Origin of the sequence: Albidovulum denitrificans (assembly GCF_002973535.1) — a bacterium.
Lineage (GTDB): Bacteria > Pseudomonadota > Alphaproteobacteria > Rhodobacterales > Rhodobacteraceae > Albidovulum > Albidovulum denitrificans.
In genome coordinates this window covers 202,098-220,360 of the sequence record NZ_PVEP01000002.1, presented here as the reverse complement: position 1 = coordinate 220,360, position 18,263 = coordinate 202,098, and the positions used below count along the sequence as shown (strand labels likewise).

Here is an 18,263-nt window from a genome sequence, read left to right as displayed (position 1 = left end):
ATGGTCAACGTCCTGCACGCCAATGACACGGCCGGGGAGTTTCCCCGGTCGTGGTATGCCGCAACGGCCACGCCCCCCGGCCCCTTCCCGGCGGCGAAGGGCGACCTGACCTGCGATGTCTGCATCGTCGGCGCGGGCTTTACCGGCCTTTCGGCCGCGCTGCACCTGGCCGAACGCGGCTTCGACGTGATGCTTCTTGACGCCCACCGCGTCGGCTGGGGCGCCTCGGGGCGGAACGGCGGACAGGTCGGCACCGGGCAGCGGCTGGAACAGGACGATCTTGAGACGATGGTCGGCAAGGACCACGCCCGCCGCCTCTGGGACCTGTCGCAAGAGGCGGTCGCGCTGACAAAGGCCCTCGCCGCCCGCCACGCGCCCGAGGCGGGCTTTGCGAACGGCATCATCCACGCCTGCCACCGCGAACGTTTCCTGCCCCATGCCCGCGCCTATGCGGAAAAGATGGCGCGCGAGTATGATTACGACCTGATCCGTCCGCTGGACGGGCAGGAGATGCGCCACCTCGTCGGCTCCCCCGCCTATCACGGCGGCGATATCGACATGGGCGGCGGCCACCTGCACCCCTTGCGCTACGCCTTCGGCCTTGCCCGCGCAGCGGCGGCGGCAGGCGTGCGCATCCATGAAGGGTCCGAGGTGCGCAGCCTCGACAACGGCAGCCCGGCCACGATCCGCACCGATACCGCCAGCATCCGCGCCTCCCATGTCCTTCTCGCCTGCAACGGCTATCTGGGAACGCTCGACCGCCGCACCGCCGCCCGCGTCATGCCGATCAACAATTTCATCGTCGCCACCGAACCGCTGGGCGCGGAGGCGCAGGAAGAGATCGTCCGGGGCAACCACGCCGTCGCGGATACCAAGTTCGTCATCAACTACTTCCGCTTTTCGGAAGATCACCGGCTGCTCTTCGGCGGCGGTGAAAGCTATGGCTACCGCTTCCCCGACATCGCCACGCTTGTGCGCAAGCCGATGCTTGAGATCTTCCCCCAGCTCGCAGGCACGAAAATCGACTTCGCCTGGGGCGGCACGCTTGGCATCACACTCAACCGGATGCCGGATTTCGCGCGGGTCGCGGGCAATATCCTCAGCGTCTCGGGCTTTTCGGGACATGGCGTGGCGCTGGCGACGCTGGGCGGCAAGCTTGCCGCCGAGGCCATCGCCGGTCAGGCGGAACGCTTCGACCTGATGGCGACCGTCCCCACCCGCGCCTTCCCCGGCGGCGTGGCGCTGCGCTGGCCGCTTCTGGTGCTGGCGATGGTCTGGTTCTCGCTCCGCGACCGGCTCTGACACCGCCCGGCTTCTTCGTTGCCCAAATACTCCCCGCGCGGGAGCGCCCCGCCGAGAGGGGGCTCAATGCCCCCCGAGGCGGTCATGGCTCACAAGACCGTCATGGGTCACAGGGCGGGGCCAAGATCCATGCGCGACCCGTCGGTGAAGCGGCCAAAGCGGAACCGCGTCAGGTCATGCCCCGGCGCGCGGCCGCCGACCAGATCGGCCACCACGCGGCCCACCCCCGGCCCGATGCCGAAGCCATGCCCGGCCATGCCGGTCGCCAGCGTCAGCCCCGGCAACGCAGGCACATGGTCGATCACCGGCACCACATCGGGCATCGTGTCGATCATCCCGGCCCAGGCGGCGGCGACGGGCGGGCGGCCATGCGCCGGGAAGGCGCGGCTGAAACAGTCGCGCAACCGCTCCACCTCGCGCCGGTTCGGGGACGGGTCGAGGATGCGCATCCGCTCAAATGGCGAGGTCTCGTCCTCCGCCCAGCGGCGCGGGGTCAGCCAGGCGTCGGGATAGCCGCGCGGGGCGGCGGGCAGGAACTTCGTCCCGGAAAGATCCGCGCGGATCTGCGGCACATAGGCGCGCAGATGCCGGAAGGCATCCGGCCCGATGTAGAATTCGTGGAAATGCCCCGGCGCCAGCGTATAGCCGCCGTCAAGCCGCCGCCGCATGGCAAAGTCGCGGTCGGCCACGGCGCCGGAATGAACCTCCGGCAGCGGCCCCGTCGCCGCCACTGTCGCGCGCACCGAAAGCTGCGGGATGCGCACCCCGTGACGCCCGAGGAGAAGCGCGGACCACGCCCCGCCCGCCAGCACCACCCGCGACGCGGCGATGCGGCCCTGTTCCGTGACCACACCCGCGACCGCGCCGCCTTGGGTGTCGATCGCGCGCACGGCGCACTCCTCGACGACGCTCACGCCCCGCCCCGCCAGCGCGGCGGCCAGACGCGGCACCGCGACCCAGGGCTCCGCCCGCCCGTCGGACGGCGTCAGGATGCCGCCGCACCAGCCCGCCGCGTTGGGGATATAGGCGTCGATCTCAGCCCGCCCCAGCATCCGCGTATCAAGGCCATGGTCGCGCGCATGGACCATCCACGCCTCGTAACGCGCCAGCGCCGCCGCATCATTCGCCGCGTAAAGGATGTCGGTCCGGCGAAACCCCAGATCGGCCCCGGCCGCTTCGGCCAGCCCTGCCCAGATCTCAAGCGCCTCGATCATGATCGGCAGTTCCGCCGGATCGCGGCCCTGCTTGCGGACCCAGCCCCAGTTGCGGCCCGACTGTTCCGCGCCGATCCGGCCCTTTTCGCACAGGACCACCTTTTCGCCGCGCGCGGCCAGGAACCAGGCGGTCATCACGCCGATCACGCCGCCGCCGATCACCACCACATCCGCCTGACGCGGGACCGGCCCCGCAAACCGGGGCGGATGCCCCGCATGGAACGGAAACACGATCCCTGACGTCTTGCCCATCACCCTGCCCTCACCCTTGCGGCGCGACCGTCGCGCCGCTTTGGGGAAAGGTCAATCGCCTTTAATGAAAGCTTTTGCGGATGCGCCGCACCATCAGCCAGACAAGGCCCGCGACCACCGGGACCAGCCCCGCCGTCAGCGCCGATTTCGGCCAGTGCAGCGCCTCGGCCACAGGCAGCAGCAGATAGGTCGCAAGGCTGACGGCGTAGTAGCTGATCGCCACGACCGACAGCCCCTCGACCGTGTGTTGCAGCCTCAGTTGCAGGTCGGCGCGCTTGTCCATGCTTTCGAGAAGCTTCTGGTTCTGCCCCTGCCGTTCGACATCGACGCGGGTGCGCAGCAGCTCCCCCGCCCGTTCGGCCCGCTCCGCCATCTGCTCCAGCCGCCGCTCGGCCGATTTCACCGTCCGCATCGCCGGATCGTAGCGGCGCATCATGAATTCGCCAAAGGTCTGGCGGCCGTCGAACCTTGTCTCGCGCAGGACAGAGACGCGCTGGGTCACGATCGCCTCATAGGCCCCGGTCGCGCCGAAGCGGAAGGAATGCGCGACAGCCAGACTTTCCAGACGGGCAGAGATGTCCAGCAGGTCGTTCAGCGTTTCCTCCGCATCCCGCGCCTGGTCCGAGATGGTGCGGACGAGGTCCGACAATTGCGGGTCAAGCGCGTTCAGCCCTGCCCCCAGCTCACGCGCGCGGCCAAGGCCCAGCATGGACATGGCGCGATAGGTCTCGATCTCGCACAGGCGCTGGACGATGCGCCCGATGCGGCGCTGCCCGGTGCCGGGGCGAACGAAGGCCGCGAAGCGCATCATCCCGGCCGGGTCGATCTGGAAATCGCCCGCGATGATCGCGGCCTCATCCAGCACCCAGGAACAGGCGACGCTTTCGGCAACGAACCAGTCCTCGACCTTGGTCTTGACCTCATCGAGGTCCTCGGGCAGCGGTTCTACCCGGACCAGGATCGCGGCGACCACCTTGCCGGGCGCGGTTGCCATCCAGTCGGCCGGAAAGACTTCGGCCTCGGCCGGGTCGAAGGGGCGCGCGCCAAGGCCGCGGCCAAAACCCGAATAGGTCACGAATTCGGTGTGGCTTTCCCATTTCAGGTCATAGCGCCCGATGCGCGCGGCGTGATGGGTGGCGCCTTCGGGCGGGTGAACGGCACCGTTGCGGTCCAGAAGCGCAAGCAGGTGATCGCGGTCGGCGGTCCGGTCGCGGTTATGCGCATCGGCGGGCTGCTTGACCGCAAAATAGACCGCGTGACAGGGCGCATCGAGGTTCGGGAACGGCCGCGCATGAAGCTCGTTCACCAGCGCATAGCGCAAGGGATGGTTGTCGATCGGGGCCATATCCGCCTGTCCGCGTGAGATTGCCGGGCAGGCTAGAGGAAAGGGCGCGACCGATAAAGAGAAAAATTCAATTATTGCAGTTGGTTAGAGGCATACCGTGGTATGCGACGGCCGCTATAGCATTTCGGGTTTACACTGAATCAGAATTCGAACTTATTTCGTTCGAATTCTGATACTTGCTTTCTCAACGGAAACCCGAAACGCTTTAGGTCCGCGATCCGGGGGTATTGGCGGTCTTGCGGGCTTTCGTGCAGGCCGCCCCCCCCCCGCACAAAAGAAAATGACCCCGCCGTTTCGGGCGGGGTCACGCTGATCGGGAATGCTGGCCGCCTCAGTCCAGCATCGGCAGAAGCCCGTCGACGGATTTCTTCGCGTCGCCATAGAACATCCGCGTGTTGTCCTTGTAGAAGAGCGGGTTCTCGATGCCGGAATAGCCGGTCCCCTGCCCGCGCTTGGACACGAAGACCTGTTTCGCCTTCCAGACCTCCAGCACCGGCATCCCGGCGATGGGGCTGTTCGGGTCTTCCTGCGCCGCCGGGTTCACGATGTCGTTCGAGCCGATGACGATGACGACATCCGTTTCGGGGAAGTCCTCATTGATCTCATCCATCTCAAGCACGATGTCGTAAGGCACCTTGGCCTCGGCCAGCAGCACGTTCATGTGGCCCGGCAGACGGCCCGCGACCGGGTGGATGGCGAAACGCACCTCCTTGCCCTGCGCGCGGAGTTTCCGCGTCAGCTCGCTGACCGATTGCTGCGCCTGCGCCACGGCCATGCCATAGCCCGGCACGATGATGACGCTGTCGGCATCCTTCAGCGCCGCCGCCACGCCGTCGGCGTCGATGGCGATCTGTTCGCCCGCGATCTCCATCGCCGGGCCGGTCGTGTTGCCGAAACCGCCGAGGATCACGCTGATGAAGGACCGGTTCATCGCCTTGCACATGATGTAGCTGAGGATCGCACCGGAAGAGCCGACCAGCGCGCCCACCACGATCAGCAGATCGTTCGAGAGCGAAAAGCCGATCGCCGCCGCGGCCCAGCCGGAATAGCTGTTCAGCATCGACACCACGACCGGCATGTCCGCGCCCCCGATCCCCATGATCAGGTGATAGCCGATGAAGAAGGCCAGCAGCGTCATCAGGATCAGCGGCAGCGTCCCCGCGCCGTTGAGGTACATCAGGAGGAAGATGAAGGACAGGATCGCCGCGCCCGCGTTCAGCATATGACCGCCGGGCAGCTTTTTGGCCTTGCCATCGACCTTGCCCGCAAGCTTGCCGAAGGCGACGATGGAGCCGGTGAAGGTCACCGCCCCGATGAAGACGCCAAGGAAGACCTCGACCCGAAGGATCGACAGCTCCACCGGCGATTTATGCGCCAGGACGGCGGCAAAGCCGTGCAACGCCGCGCGGGCGGTTTCGTCCATCGCCGCCACGCGGGCGGCCTCGATATGGGCGTTATAGCCGATGAAGACCGCGGCAAGGCCGACGAGGCTGTGCATCGCCGCGACAAGCTGCGGCATCTCGGTCATCTGGACGCGCTGCGCGACGTAAAGACCGATGATGCCGCCACCGGCGATCAGGATCACCGAGAGAAGCCAGAGGCCCGCGCCCGGCCCGATCAGCGTGGCCACGACCGCCAGCGCCATGCCGACAATGCCGTACCAGACCGCGCGCTTGGCGCTTTCCTGCCCGGAGAGCCCGCCGAGCGAGAGGATGAAAAGAACTGCCGCAACGACATAGGCGGCCGTGGTGAATCCGAATTCCATTTCCCCGGCCTCCCCTTACGACTTCTGGAACATGGCGAGCATGCGCCGGGTGACCATGAAGCCACCGAAAATGTTGATCCCGGCCATGAAGACCGACAGCGCGGCCAGGAGGATGACGAGGTAAGAGCCCGATCCGATCTGCATCAGCGCACCAAGGATGATGATCGACGAAATCGCGTTCGTTACCGCCATCAAGGGCGTGTGCAGCGAATGCGAGACGTTCCAGATCACCTGGAAGCCGATGAAGACCGACAGCACGAAGACGATGAAGTGCTGCATGAAGCTGGCCGGTGCGACAAGGCCGACGGCCAGCAGCAGCACCGCGCCGACGCCCAGAAGCGTCACCTGGTTGCGGGTCTGCGCCTTGAAGGCCGCAACCTCATTCGCGCGCTTTTCCTCGACCGTCAGCTCGCGGGCCTTTTCCTTCGGCTTTTGCGCCGCGATGGCCTGCACTTTGGGCGGCGGTGGCGGGAAGGTGATGGCGCCGTCATGGGTGACCGTGGCGCCGCGTATCACGTCGTCTTCCATGTTCTGGTTGACGACACCGTCCTTGCCCGGCGTCAGATCGGCCATCATGTGCCGGATATTGTTGGAATAAAGCGTCGAGGCCTGGGCGGCCATGCGGCTGGGAAAGTCGGTATAGCCGACGATGGTCACGCCGTTGTCGGTGACGATCTTCTCATCCGCCTTGGTCAGTTCGCAGTTGCCGCCGCGCTCGGCGGCAAGATCGACGATGACCGAGCCGGGCTTCATCGCCTCGACCATGTCCCTGGTCCAGAGAACCGGGGCATCGCGGCCGGGGATCAGCGCCGTGGTGATGACGATGTCGACCTCGGGCGCCAGTTCGCGGAACTTCTTCAACTGCGCTTCGCGGAATTCCGGGGACGAGGGCGCGGCATAGCCGCCGGTCGCCGCCCCGTCGGTCTGGCTTTCGGTGAAATCGAGATAGACGAACTCCGCCCCCATCGATTCGATCTGTTCGGCCACTTCGGGGCGCACGTCGAAAGCATAGGTGATGGCGCCGAGGCTGGTGGAGGTGCCGATGGCGGCAAGACCCGCGACGCCTGCGCCGACGATCAGGACCTTCGCGGGCGGCACCTTGCCTGCCGCGGTCACCTGGCCGGTGAAGAAGCGGCCAAAGTTGTTGCCGGCCTCGATCACCGCGCGATAGCCCGCGATGTTTGCCATCGAGGACAGCGCGTCCATCTTCTGCGCGCGGCTGATGCGCGGCACCATGTCCATCGCGATGACGGTCGCGCCCTGCTTGTTCGCAAGCTCAAGAAGTTCTTTGTTCTGAGCGGGATAGAAGAAGGAGATCAGGGTCTGGTCCTTGCGGAGCCGCTTGGTCTCGGTATCGCTGGGCGGCCGGACCTTGGCCACCAGGTCGGCCTCCTTGAAAAGCGCCGCGGCGGTCTTGACGACCTTGACGCCCGCCGCCTCATAGGCCGCGTCCGAGAAACCGGCCTTCGCGCCCGCGCCTGCCTCGATCAGGCATTCATGACCCAGCTTCTGCAACTGAAGCGCCGAGTCCGGCGTCATCGCGACCCGGTTCTCGCCCTCGAAAATCTCCTTCGGAACCCCGATCTTCACTGTCTCTCCCCTTCCAGGCTCAACACCTTGCCCCTGACCACGCAATATTGTTGCCAAAAGCGTCGGGTCACTGTTACCGCGTTGCGGCATCAGGGGACAACAGGCAATTCCTGTAGGGGGTGCCGGAAGGTCAGATCCATCGCCGGGTGCGGGCGCGGTAGTCCTCGAAAAGCTCACCGAAAAGACGCTGAAGCCGGGCTTCCTCGGGCAGGATGAAGCGGCGGGTGATGACGACCATGAAGACGATGACAAGCGGCAGGGCGACGATCGCGTCCCAGTGCAGGTAAAGCCCGGTCAAGACCAGCGCATCGGCCAGATAGATCGGGTTGCGCGACAGGGCGAAGATCCCGCCCATCACCAGCGCCGAGGGGTCGCGGTGGGGAATGACGGTGGTTCTGGCCAGAAACATCTGGCCCGCCGCGACCAGCATGACGACCAGCCCGACCAGGATCAGCGCCGCCCCGATGATGCTGTTCACGTCGAAGGACAGGGGAAAGACGCTGCCCACGATCAGCCCTATCGCGGCGAAACCGGCCAGCCAGACGGGCGGGTAATCAATCTCTTTGGCCATTCTCTGTCTTCGTCTCCTCACGCCCCGGCGGCATATCTATGGCCCCCGACCCATGGGGCGCAAGTCCGGCCGGTGCCGTTTCCCGGCACGTCTTGCGGGCGGGCCGGATTTCCTGTGGTATCGCAGAACGTTGTGTTCCAAGCATGACGGAAGATCGGCGGAGTTGCGCAAAGGGAGACGCCCATGGCCACGGATTTCGACAGGACACAGGATCTTTTCGCCCTGCCCGAAGGGGTGATCTACCTTGACGGCAACTCGCTTGGCCCCTTGCCGCGCGGGGCGGCCGAGCGTGTCCGGGCCTGCGTCGAAGAGGAATGGGGCGGGATGCTCATCACCGCGTGGAACCGCGCCGGGTGGATGGAAAAGCCGCGCCGCCTGGGCGACCGGATCGGGCGGCTTCTGGGGGCGGAGCCGGGGAGCATCGTTCTGGGCGATACGCTGTCGATCAAGGTCTATCAGGCGCTGGCCTCGGCGCTGGAGCTGCGGCCCGACCGCAAGGTGATCCTGTCCGATACCGGCAACTTCCCCTCGGACCTCTATATCGCCGATGGCCTCGTGCGCACGCTGGGGCCGAGCTACGCGCTGCGCACCGTGGCACCGGAAGAGGTGGAGGCGGCGATTGGCCCCGACCTTGCCGTCCTGATGCTGACCGAGGTCGATTATCGCACCGGGCGCAGGCACGACATGGCGCGGCTGATCGCAAAGGCCCATGCGGCGGGCGCGCTGGTGGTCTGGGACCTGGCCCATTCGGCAGGCGCGATCGAGGTGGACCTGGCAGGCGCCGGGGCCGATTTTGCGGTCGGCTGCACCTACAAATACCTCAATTCCGGCCCCGGCGGCCCGGCCTTCATCTATGTCGCCCCCCGCCATCAGGACACCGCGCGCCCCGCGCTGTCGGGCTGGCTGGGGCATGAGGCGCCCTTTGCCTTCGACCTTGACTACCGCCCCGGCGCGGGGGTGGAGCGGATGCGGGTCGGCACGCCCCCGGTCCTGCAGCTCGCGGCCCTTGAGGCGTCACTGGACATTTGGGACCGGGTCGAGATGGCCGATGTGCGGGCGCGGTCGATCGAGCTGACGCAGGCCTTCATCGCCGGGGTGGAGGCGGCCTGCCCCAGCCTGACGCTCGCCTCGCCCCGCGACCCGGCCGCGCGCGGCAGCCAGGTCAGCTTTCGCCACCCGGAGGGCTATGCGATCATGCAGGCGCTGATTGCCGAGGGCGTGATCGGCGATTTCCGCGCGCCCGACATCCTGCGCTTTGGCTTCACGCCGCTTTACACGACGATGGCGGATGTGGAGGGCGCGGTGGCGGTGATGGCGCGGATCATGGACGGGGGACTTTGGGACCGCGCGGAATACAAGCGGCGCGCGGGTGTGACCTGAGGGCGTTTCCGGGCCTTGCGGCCCGGACCCGTGTGGGGGTTCCTCCCGTCGTCCATTGGGCTTGGACCAATGGCGCACCAATGGACAACCCCCCGGAGTATTTGGACAACGAAGAAGCGAGGAGACATGGCATGGCGGACCCCTATGATCCGGGGACAGAGGGCGCGCGGATGTCGTTCGCGGGCGCCATGTCCTATGGCGATTACCTGTCGCTGGACGCGGTGCTGACGGCGCAGCATCCGCAAAGCGATGCGGGGGATGAGTTGCTGTTCATCATCCAGCACCAGACCTCGGAGCTTTGGATGAAGCTGATGCTGCATGAGCTGGGCCGGGCGCGCGAGGCGATTGCGGCGGACCGGCTGCAACCGGCCTTCAAGGGGCTGTCCCGCGTCGCGCGGATCATGGAGCAGTTGAATTCCGCCTGGGACGTGCTGCGCACCATGACGCCGTCGGATTACACCCGGTTTCGCGATACGCTGGGGCAAAGCTCGGGCTTTCAGTCCTGGCAGTACCGCCTGATCGAATTCGCCGCCGGGAACCGCAATCCGGCGATGGTGAAGCCCCATGCGCACCGGCCCGACCTTGTTGCCCTGCTTGAGGCGGAACTGGCGCGGCCCTCGCTTTACGATACCGCGCTGGCGGCGGCGGCGCGCAGCGGCCTTCCGGTGCCGGGGGCGGTTCTGACCCGCGACTGCGCCGCGCCCTGGGTGGCGGACGACGGGGTGGCGGCGATGTGGGCGGTGGTTTACCGTGACCCCGAGGCGCATTGGCCGATCTACGAACTGGCCGAGAAGCTGATGGATTTCGAGGATTATTTCCGCCGCTGGCGGTTCAACCATGTCACCACGGTAGAGCGCGTGCTTGGCCTGAAGCGCGGCACCGGCGGCACCGGCGGGGTCAGCTATCTGAAGCGGATGCTGGAGGTGGAGCTGTTCCCCGAGCTTTGGCAGGTCCGCACGGCGCTTTGACCGGCCTCAGGCCGTGGCGCGCTGCGGGGCGTGGCGGGTTTCGGCCCAGGCGCGGACCGCATCGCCGAAGGCCTCGAACAGCGGGCGGGAGACAGGGTCGGCCGTGGCGTTCCATTCCGGGTGCCACTGGACCGAAAGCGTGAAACCTATCGCACCGGCGATATAGATCGCCTCGGGCGTGCCGTCAGGCGCCGTGCCGTCAATCACCACCCGCGCGCCGGGCGCCTTGATCCCCTGACCGTGAAGCGAGTTGGTCATCACCTCCCCCGCCCCCAGCAGCCGGTGAAAGACGCCGCCTTCGGTGAAGCGCACCGGGTGGCGCAGGGCGAATTTCTCTTCAAGCGTGCCGTCGGGCGGCATCCGGTGGTTCATCCGCCCCGGCAGGTCGCGGATCTCGGGGTCAAGCGTGCCGCCCATGGCGACGTTGACCTCCTGAAAGCCCCGGCAGACGCCAAGGAAGGGCTGGCCGCGATCGACGCAGGCGCGGATCAGCGGCAGCGTGATCGCGTCGCGGCAGCGGTCGAAGGCGCCATGCGCCTCGGTGGCGGCTTCGCCGTATTCCTCGGGGTGGACGTTCGGGCGCCCGCCGGTCAGCAGGAAACCATCGCAGACGCTGAGCAGTTCCTCGACCGTGACCAGGCGCGGATCGGCGGGAATGATGAGCGGCAGGCACCCCGCAGCCTGCGCCACGGCGCAACTGTTCATCGTGCCGCCGGAATGCGCGGGATACTGGTCGTTCAGCAAGCTCATGTTGCCGATGATGCCGACAACTGGCCGCGGCATGGGCTTCTCCGTCATGGTCTTCGGGGAAGGATAGGATGCCGTCGCGGCCAAGAAAAGCCCCGCCGCCGCACAGGGGGGTCTGCATCCGGGTCAGAGCGTGGCGCGCAGCATCACCAGATCGTCGTCGATCTGCCGCCCATCGGCGGCGACCCGCGTCCTGAGCCCGCGCACCAGCCGGTGCGTCACGCGAAAGCCAAGCTTTTCGTAGAACCGCCCCGCCGTCTGGGTGCCGAGATCGACCGCCCTCACCCCCTGCCCGCGCAGGATGGCAAGAACCTCGCGCGCCAGCGTGGTGCCGGTTCCGGCGGGCAGGCCGGGGATCAGCGTCAGGATCGAGAGATAGGCATGGGTCCCGTGGACCGCGCCGCAGGCGCCGCCGCAAAGCCGCCCGGTCCCATCCAGCAACCGGATCACGAAACTCGGGCGGATCTTTTCATCGGCCTCGTTCACGGCCTCAAGGTAGAGGCAGCGCCCCGCCCCGCTGTCCCGGTCCAGCGTGAAGGCAAAGGTCTGGTCGGGGCCCGCGGGCATGTCGATCCGTTCGGCGCGGTAGCCCGCCCCGGTCAGCGGCGGCAAAAGCAGATCGCCATAGGTGGTCAGCAGGACGACGCGCGCGATCGGGCCGTCACGCCCGAGGGCCTCCACCCGTGCGGCGATATGGGCCACGGGATCGGCGAGAAAGCCCGTGTCGGGGCCGGTCACCTGCGGATAGTCCACGATCACATTCGGGCCGAAGCCGAATTCCTTCTCCCGCGCGCCGAAAAGCGCATAAAGCGCCCCGGCGGCCTTATCGAGACTGTCGCGCGGGGTGTCGGGCAGGCACAGCACCTCGACGCGAAAGCCCGCATCGGTCAGGGTCATGCCCCTGCCCCCGCCGCCTTCAGTTCTGCCCGGCGTTGATGCAGCACCGGCTCGGTATAGCCCGAGGGCTGGACCCGGCCGAGAAAGACCAGATCGCAGGCGGCCTGAAAGGCAAGGCCGCTGAAATCGGGGGCCATCGGGCGATAGACCGGGTCGCCCGCGTTCTGGCGGTCCACGACCGCGGCCATCTTGCGCAGGACCTGCATCACCTGGCCTTCGCTCACGACGCCATGCAAGAGCCAGTTGGCAAGCGCCTGGCTGGAGATGCGGCAGGTCGCGCGGTCCTCCATCAGCCCGACATCGTGGATGTCCGGCACCTTGGAACAGCCCACCCCCTGATCGACCCAGCGCACGACATAGCCAAGGATGCCTTGGGCGTTGTTCTCCACCTCTGCCGCGATCTCTTCCTCTGACCAGTTGCGGCCCTGGGCAAGCGGGATCGTCAGCAGATCGTCCAGCCGCGCGGGGCGGGCCATCGCCGCGATTTCCCTTTGGCGGGCAAAGACATCGACCTTGTGGTAATGCGTCGCGTGCAGCGTGGCGGCGGTGGGCGACGGGACCCAGGCACAGTTCGCCCCGGCCATGGGATGGGCGATCTTCTCGCGCAGCATGTCGGCCATCCGGTCGGGCATCGCCCACATGCCCTTGCCGATCTGCGCCTTGCCCGACAGCCCGCAGGCCAGACCGATATCGACGTTGCGATCCTCATAGGCGGAAATCCAGGGCTGGGCCTTCATCTCCCCCTTGCGCACCATCGGCCCGGCTTCCATCGAGGTGTGAATCTCATCCCCCGTGCGGTCGAGAAAGCCGGTATTGATGAAGGCGACACGGTGTCTGGCGGCGCGGATGCATTCCTTGAGGTTGGCGGAGGTGCGGCGTTCCTCATCCATGATGCCAAGTTTCACGGTGTATTGCGCCAGGCCCAGCACCTTTTCGACGCGGGTGAAGACCTCATCGGCAAAGGCGACCTCTTCCGGTCCGTGCATCTTGGGCTTGACCACATAGACCGAACCGGTGGCGGAGTTACGCGGGCCTGCGGTCTTTTTCAGGTCATGAAGCGCGATCAGTACCGTCACCATCGCATCCATGATGCCTTCGGGGACCTCCTCGCCATTGGCGTCGCGGATCGCCGGGTTGGTCATCAGATGTCCGACATTGCGCACCAGCATCAGCGCGCGGCCCTTGACGTCAAAGCGGCTGCCGTCGGGGGCGGTATAGGTGGCGTCGTCGTGAAGCGTGCGGCTGAAGGTGCGGGCGTCCTTCGTCACCTCCTCGGCCAGATCGCCCTGCATCAGGCCAAGCCAATTGGAATAGGCAGTGACCTTGTCCTCTGCATCGACGGCGGCAACGGAATCCTCACAATCCATGATGGCGGAGATGGCGGATTCCAGCCGCACATCCGCGATCTGCGCCGGGTCGCCCTTGCCGATCGGGTGGTCGGGGTTGATCACAACTTCGATCTTCAAGCCGTTGTTTTCAAAAAGAACCGCGCGACCCGCCTTGCCCTCGGCATGGCCGAGGTACTGCCCCGGTCGCGCCAGCGCGACCTCACCCCCGGCGGTGCGCAGGCGCAAAGCGGCGCCCGCCTCGATCCCCGTCAGTTCGGCCCAGCTCGCGCGCTTCAGCGGCACCGCCCCATCCAGAAACGCCTTCGCCCAGGCAATCACCCGCACGCCGCGCGCCGGGTCATAGCCCTTGCCCGATGGCAGGTCGCCCAGCGCATCGGTGCCGTAAAGCGCGTCGTAGAGCGATCCCCAGCGCGCATTCGCGGCGTTCAGGGCAAAGCGCGCATTCATGATCGGCACGACCAGTTGCGGCCCCGCGATACGGGCAAATTCGGGGTCGATATTGGCCGTCTCGATCGCGAAATCGGGGCCTTCGGGGGTGATATACCCCATATCTTCAAGAAACGCGCGATAGGCCTGCGGGTCATGGGCCGTGTCGCGATGGGCGACGTGCCAGGCGTCGATACGCTCCTGCATCGCCTCACGCTTGTCCAGAAGCGCGCGGTTGCGGGGGGAAAGGTCCGAGACGATGGCGGAAAAGCCGCGCCAGAAGCGGTCGGCCGCGATGCCGGTTCCCGGCAGGGCGCGGTCCTCGATGAACTCTGCCAGACGGCGATCGACGGCAAGGCCGCCGCGTTCCACTCTCATGCCCATGTCGCGATCCTTTCTGGCGCCGGGGCGGACCTCCGGCAGCGGCAAGGTAGCCCCGCGCCGGACCTGTCGCAACCGAGGGGACCCGCCGGATTGCCGTATTTTCCCGAAAGGACCTTTCGTGTTTTTCGAATAATATCCCGAAACGCCCCCAAAGCGGCCATTGTGGGCAGGGACGCCCCGCCCTATCGTGCCGCCCGCGACGCCCCAGCGAAAGGACCCCTTCCATGAAGGATGCCACCCCCCAGCCCACCCTTCTGGCCAGCTATCAGCCCTATCCCTACCGGATCGGGGACGTGGCGCTGACCTTCCGGCTGGACCCGCGCACGACCCGCGTCCTGTCGCGCATCGCCTTCGCGCCCAATCCCGACCGCCCCGGCCGCCATGACCTGCGCCTTGACGGTGGCGGGCTGACGCTGATCCGGGCGGCGATCGAGGGCGCCGACATCGACGTGACGGCGGATGACACCGGCCTGACGATCCCCGCCGCGCTGCTGCCCGACGGCCCCTTCACCTTCGAGGCGGAGGTGGAGATCGCGCCCGAAACCAACACCGCGCTCGAAGGGCTTTACATGTCCGGCGGCATGTACTGCACCCAGTGCGAGGCAGAAGGTTTTCGCCGCATCACCTTCTATCCCGACCGGCCCGACGTGATGGCGCCCTTCACCGTCAGGATCGAAAGCGACATGCCGGTCCTCTTGTCGAACGGCAATCCCGGCGCCAGTGGCGCGGGCTGGGCCGAATGGACCGATCCGTGGAAGAAGCCCGCCTATCTCTTCGCGCTGGTGGCGGGCGATCTGGTCGCGGTGCGCGACCGTTTCACCACCCGGTCGGGCCGCGAGGTGGCGCTGGCCATCTGGGTCCGCAAGGGCGACGAGGGGCGCTGCGACTATGCGATGGACAGTCTGAAACGGTCGATGAGCTGGGATGAAGAGGTCTATGGCCGCGAATACGATCTGGACGTTTTCAACATTGTCGCCGTCGATGACTTCAATATGGGCGCTATGGAGAACAAGGGCTTGAACATTTTCAACTCCAAGCTCGTTCTCGCCTCTCCCGAAACGGCGACCGATGCGGATTTCGAGCGGATCGAATCCGTCATCGCGCACGAATATTTTCACAACTGGACCGGCAATCGCATCACCTGCCGCGACTGGTTCCAGTTGTGCCTGAAGGAAGGGCTGACCGTCTTCCGCGACCAGCAGTTCACCTCGGACATGCGCTCGGCCGCCGTCAAGCGGATCGACGACGTGCTGCAACTGCGCGCCCGCCAGTTCCGCGAGGATACCGGGCCGCTCGCCCATCCGGTCCGGCCCGACAGCTATGTGGAGATCAACAATTTCTACACCGCCACGGTCTATGAGAAGGGCGCCGAGGTCATCGGGATGCTGAAACGTCTGGTGGGGGATGAGGGCTACGCCAGCGCGCTGGCCCTCTATTTCGACCGCCATGACGGCGACGCGGCGACCATCGAGGACTGGCTGAAGGTGTTCGAGGATGCGACGGGCCGCGACTTGTCGCAGTTCAAGCGCTGGTACACCGATGCCGGAACGCCCCGCCTGCATGTCTCCGAAGCCTGGTCGGACGGCACCTATACGCTGACCTTCACGCAAAAGACCGCGCCGACGCCGGGGCAGGACCAAAAGCCCCCGCGCGTGATCCCGATTGCCGTCGGGCTTTTGAACCCCAACGGGGATGAGGTGGTGCCGACGACGGTCCTTGAGATGACCGAAACCTCGCAAAGCTTCCGGTTCGAGGGGCTGGCGGCGCGCCCCGTCCCCTCGATCCTGCGCGGCTTTTCCGCCCCCGTCATGCTGGAGCGCAAGACCGATCAGGCGGAACGCGCCTTCCTGCTGGCCCATGACACCGACCCGTTCAACAAGTGGGAGGCGGGCCGCGCGCTGGCCAAGGATGTACTGACCGGGATGATCGCCGAGGGGCGCGCGCCCTCGACGCGGCTGGTAGAGGCGATGGGCGCGGTGCTGCGCGACGAAACGCTCGACCCCGCCTTCCGCGCGCTGTGCCTGTGGCTTCCGGGAGAGGACGATCTGGCGCAGGCGCTGGCCGATGCGGGGCGCGTCCCCGACCCCGCCGCCATCCATGCCGGGCGCGAGGCGCTGGCCCGCGCGATTGCCGAGGCGAACGCGGCGGCGTTGTCGGCCGCCTATGACGCGCTGGCCTCCTCTGCCCCGTTTTCGCCCGATGCCGGTCCTGCGGGGCGGCGGGCGCTGCGGCTGACCTGCCTTGCCTTCCTCAACCGGATCGACGGCGGCGACAGGGCGGCGGCGCTTTTCGCCGGCGCCGACAACATGACCGAAAGCGCGGGCGCCCTGGCGGCGCTTCTGGATGCCGGGCGCGGCGAGGCGGCGATTGCCGCCTTCCACGACCGCTGGCAGGGCAACCGTCTGGTGATCGACGAGTGGTTCATGCTCCAAATGTTGCACGGCAACCCGGCCCGCGCCCCGGAAACCGCGCGAAAGCTGGCCGCGCATCCAGATTTCGACTGGAAGAACCCCAACCGTTTCCGCGCGCTTCTGGGCGGGCTGGCCGCCAATCACGCGGGCTTCCACGACGCGTCCGGCGCGGGGTATCGCTTCTACGCCGACTGGCTGCTGCGCCTCGACCCGGTCAACCCGCAGACCACCGCCCGCATGACCACGGCGTTCGAGACCTGGGCGCGCTACGATGCCGACCGGCAGGCCCTGATCCGGGCCGAGCTGGAACGTATCGCGGGCCAGCCGGGCCTGTCGCGCAATACGGGTGAGATGGTGGGCCGTATCCTTGGCGCCGGGGCGGCCTGATAGCGCAGCGATTCCGGGGACATTCGCCCGCTGATTGTTCGCCGCCCCGCCGACTGGGGTCCGCGCGCCGTCAATGCCCCCGGTCGGCCGGAATCGTTTCGGCCCGCGCATCAAACCCGGCCCCGCATTCGACGGGGCCGCGCGCGGCGCGTAATCTGGCGCCGGGTGGAAAGGGCTGAACCATGAATACCGAAAGCTTTGGCTATCGCAGTCAGGCCAGACGGCCTGGCACATATATCGCACTCGGCCTCGCGATGGCCGTCGTCTATCTCTGCATCACGCTCGACCTCGGCCAACTGGTGATCGCGCTGGCGCTGGTCTATGTCGCGCTTGTGGTGCGTCGGCTCTGGCTTAACCCCGTCAAGGGGTTCCGCCTTGGCCGCGGCTGGGTGGAGATCTACCGCCCGCGCGGCGTCGACGTGATCCAGCTGCGCGAGGTGGACAGCGTCACGGTCTGCCGCACCAACAAGGGCGCGACGGCCTGTTTCCTGAACATGGGGACGGGGGAAATCCTGCCGCTGCCGGGGGCAGAGAAGCTGGAGTTTCAGCAGATCATCCGCGAATTCGGCCTGCGCGGCGTGCGCGTTCTGGCCTGAGAGGTCAGTTGCAGTAGCTCTGCCGGCTGGTCCAACCCGCCACGTCGGCGCGCTTTTCGGCGCTGCGCAGCGGCGCCCAGTCCCGTGCCGCGCCGCGCCAGCCGCCCGACCCGTCCGAAACGATGGCGCCGTCGCGCCGGACCTGTTTCGCCGCGATCCGCACCGCGCAGGCAAGGTTCGCCGCCCCGTCGGTCAGCCCCTTGCCCTCGGGGATCGCGCAGTCGTTGGCCCGCGCGGTCTGCGGCGCGATCTGCATCAGGCCGATCCACTTGCCGCCGCCGCCCCTGGCCTTCGGGTTCCAGGTGCTTTCATGCTTGGCCAGCGCCGACAGGAACCCGGCCCAGAAGGCGCGGCGGTCCTTTGGCGCGGCCTCCTCATATCCCGGACAGAAGGCGTCGATGTCGGCGGGAACCGTGGTTTCCAGAACCGCCCCTTCGCTGCGCAGCGCGGCCAGCGTCGCCTGGGTCCAGCGCTCCGCCTCGGGCCGGTGATCCCAGCGCATGACGGGCAGAAGCGACATCTGCGTCACTTCCGCCTCACCCGTGGCCTGAACGCAGGCGGCGGGCAGACAGAGGAGGAGAGCGGTGAGAAGCGGGCGAAGGGCGGTTCGCATCGGTGGACGCCAGAAGGCACCGGCATTGCGCACCGGCCCCACCCTTCTGGCGCGGCGCGGGGGTTC

At 67.1% G+C, this 18,263-nt stretch carries 14 protein-coding genes; 5 read left to right on the top strand and 9 right to left on the bottom strand.

Annotated features, from left to right (window positions below):
- Positions 1 to 1,302: an NAD(P)/FAD-dependent oxidoreductase gene (locus LX70_RS06800; protein WP_105513806.1), complete on the top strand. Its 1,302-nt coding sequence runs from the start codon at positions 1 to 3 to the stop codon at positions 1,300 to 1,302.
- Positions 1,303 to 1,409: 107 nt separating this feature from the next.
- On the opposite strand, the gene LX70_RS06795 is transcribed toward LX70_RS06800, so the two are convergent.
- From LX70_RS06795 to LX70_RS06775, 5 genes are all read right to left on the bottom strand, one after another.
- Positions 1,410 to 2,768 (bottom strand): NAD(P)/FAD-dependent oxidoreductase, encoded by a 1,359-nt coding sequence (locus LX70_RS06795; RefSeq protein ID WP_105513805.1) that lies wholly within the window; start codon positions 2,766 to 2,768, stop codon positions 1,410 to 1,412.
- A gap of 61 nt (positions 2,769 to 2,829) precedes the next feature.
- Positions 2,830 to 4,113, bottom strand: coding sequence for a DUF3422 family protein (locus tag LX70_RS06790; RefSeq protein WP_105513804.1), 1,284 nt, complete (start codon positions 4,111 to 4,113; stop codon positions 2,830 to 2,832).
- A 331-nt stretch (positions 4,114 to 4,444) separates the two neighbouring features.
- Positions 4,445 to 5,878 (bottom strand): NAD(P)(+) transhydrogenase (Re/Si-specific) subunit beta, encoded by a 1,434-nt coding sequence (locus LX70_RS06785; protein ID WP_105513803.1) that lies wholly within the window; start codon positions 5,876 to 5,878, stop codon positions 4,445 to 4,447.
- A 15-nt stretch (positions 5,879 to 5,893) separates the two neighbouring features.
- On the bottom strand, positions 5,894 to 7,468 hold the full coding sequence (locus LX70_RS06780) for a Re/Si-specific NAD(P)(+) transhydrogenase subunit alpha (RefSeq protein WP_105513802.1): 1,575 nt from the start codon (positions 7,466 to 7,468) through the stop codon (positions 5,894 to 5,896).
- A gap of 130 nt (positions 7,469 to 7,598) precedes the next feature.
- Positions 7,599 to 8,039: a methyltransferase family protein gene (locus LX70_RS06775; protein WP_105513801.1), complete on the bottom strand. Its 441-nt coding sequence runs from the start codon at positions 8,037 to 8,039 to the stop codon at positions 7,599 to 7,601.
- A 183-nt stretch (positions 8,040 to 8,222) separates the two neighbouring features.
- Between LX70_RS06775 and kynU the strand changes: the two genes are divergently transcribed.
- Both kynU and kynA read left to right on the top strand, forming a co-directional pair.
- Complete coding sequence (gene kynU, locus LX70_RS06770) at positions 8,223 to 9,419, top strand: kynureninase (protein ID WP_105513800.1); 1,197 nt, start codon at positions 8,223 to 8,225, stop codon at positions 9,417 to 9,419.
- 131 nt (positions 9,420 to 9,550) lie between these two features.
- Complete coding sequence (gene kynA / locus LX70_RS06765; protein WP_105513799.1) at positions 9,551 to 10,387, top strand: tryptophan 2,3-dioxygenase; 837 nt, start codon at positions 9,551 to 9,553, stop codon at positions 10,385 to 10,387.
- A 6-nt stretch (positions 10,388 to 10,393) separates the two neighbouring features.
- On the opposite strand, the gene LX70_RS06760 is transcribed toward kynA, so the two are convergent.
- The 3 genes from LX70_RS06760 to LX70_RS06750 all read right to left on the bottom strand — a co-directional run bounded on the left by LX70_RS06760 (position 10,394) and on the right by LX70_RS06750 (position 14,190).
- Positions 10,394 to 11,170, bottom strand: coding sequence for a gamma-glutamyl-gamma-aminobutyrate hydrolase family protein (locus tag LX70_RS06760; protein WP_105514156.1), 777 nt, complete (start codon positions 11,168 to 11,170; stop codon positions 10,394 to 10,396).
- A gap of 90 nt (positions 11,171 to 11,260) precedes the next feature.
- Entirely contained in the window at positions 11,261 to 12,031 is a 771-nt protein-coding gene (locus tag LX70_RS06755; RefSeq protein WP_105513798.1) for a GNAT family N-acetyltransferase family protein, read from the bottom strand.
- The gene (locus LX70_RS06750) at positions 12,028 to 14,190 is read right to left on the bottom strand and encodes a malate synthase G (RefSeq protein WP_105513797.1); all 2,163 of its coding nucleotides are present in this window, start codon (positions 14,188 to 14,190) and stop codon (positions 12,028 to 12,030) included. Before LX70_RS06750 ends, LX70_RS06755 begins: the two co-directional genes overlap by 4 nt.
- Before the next feature lie 224 nt (positions 14,191 to 14,414).
- Between LX70_RS06750 and pepN the strand changes: the two genes are divergently transcribed.
- The gene (pepN, locus tag LX70_RS06745) at positions 14,415 to 16,988 is read left to right on the top strand and encodes an aminopeptidase N (protein WP_105513796.1); all 2,574 of its coding nucleotides are present in this window, start codon (positions 14,415 to 14,417) and stop codon (positions 16,986 to 16,988) included.
- 182 nt (positions 16,989 to 17,170) lie between these two features.
- Positions 17,171 to 17,584 (top strand): hypothetical protein, encoded by a 414-nt coding sequence (locus LX70_RS06740; RefSeq protein ID WP_105513795.1) that lies wholly within the window; start codon positions 17,171 to 17,173, stop codon positions 17,582 to 17,584.
- Between the two features lie 4 nt (positions 17,585 to 17,588).
- Here LX70_RS06740 and LX70_RS06735 read toward each other — a convergent pair whose 3' ends face one another.
- A complete protein-coding gene (locus LX70_RS06735) occupies positions 17,589 to 18,197 on the bottom strand; it encodes a transglycosylase SLT domain-containing protein (RefSeq protein WP_105513794.1) in 609 nt (202 codons plus the stop codon).
- Between the last annotated feature and the right edge of the window lie 66 nt (positions 18,198 to 18,263).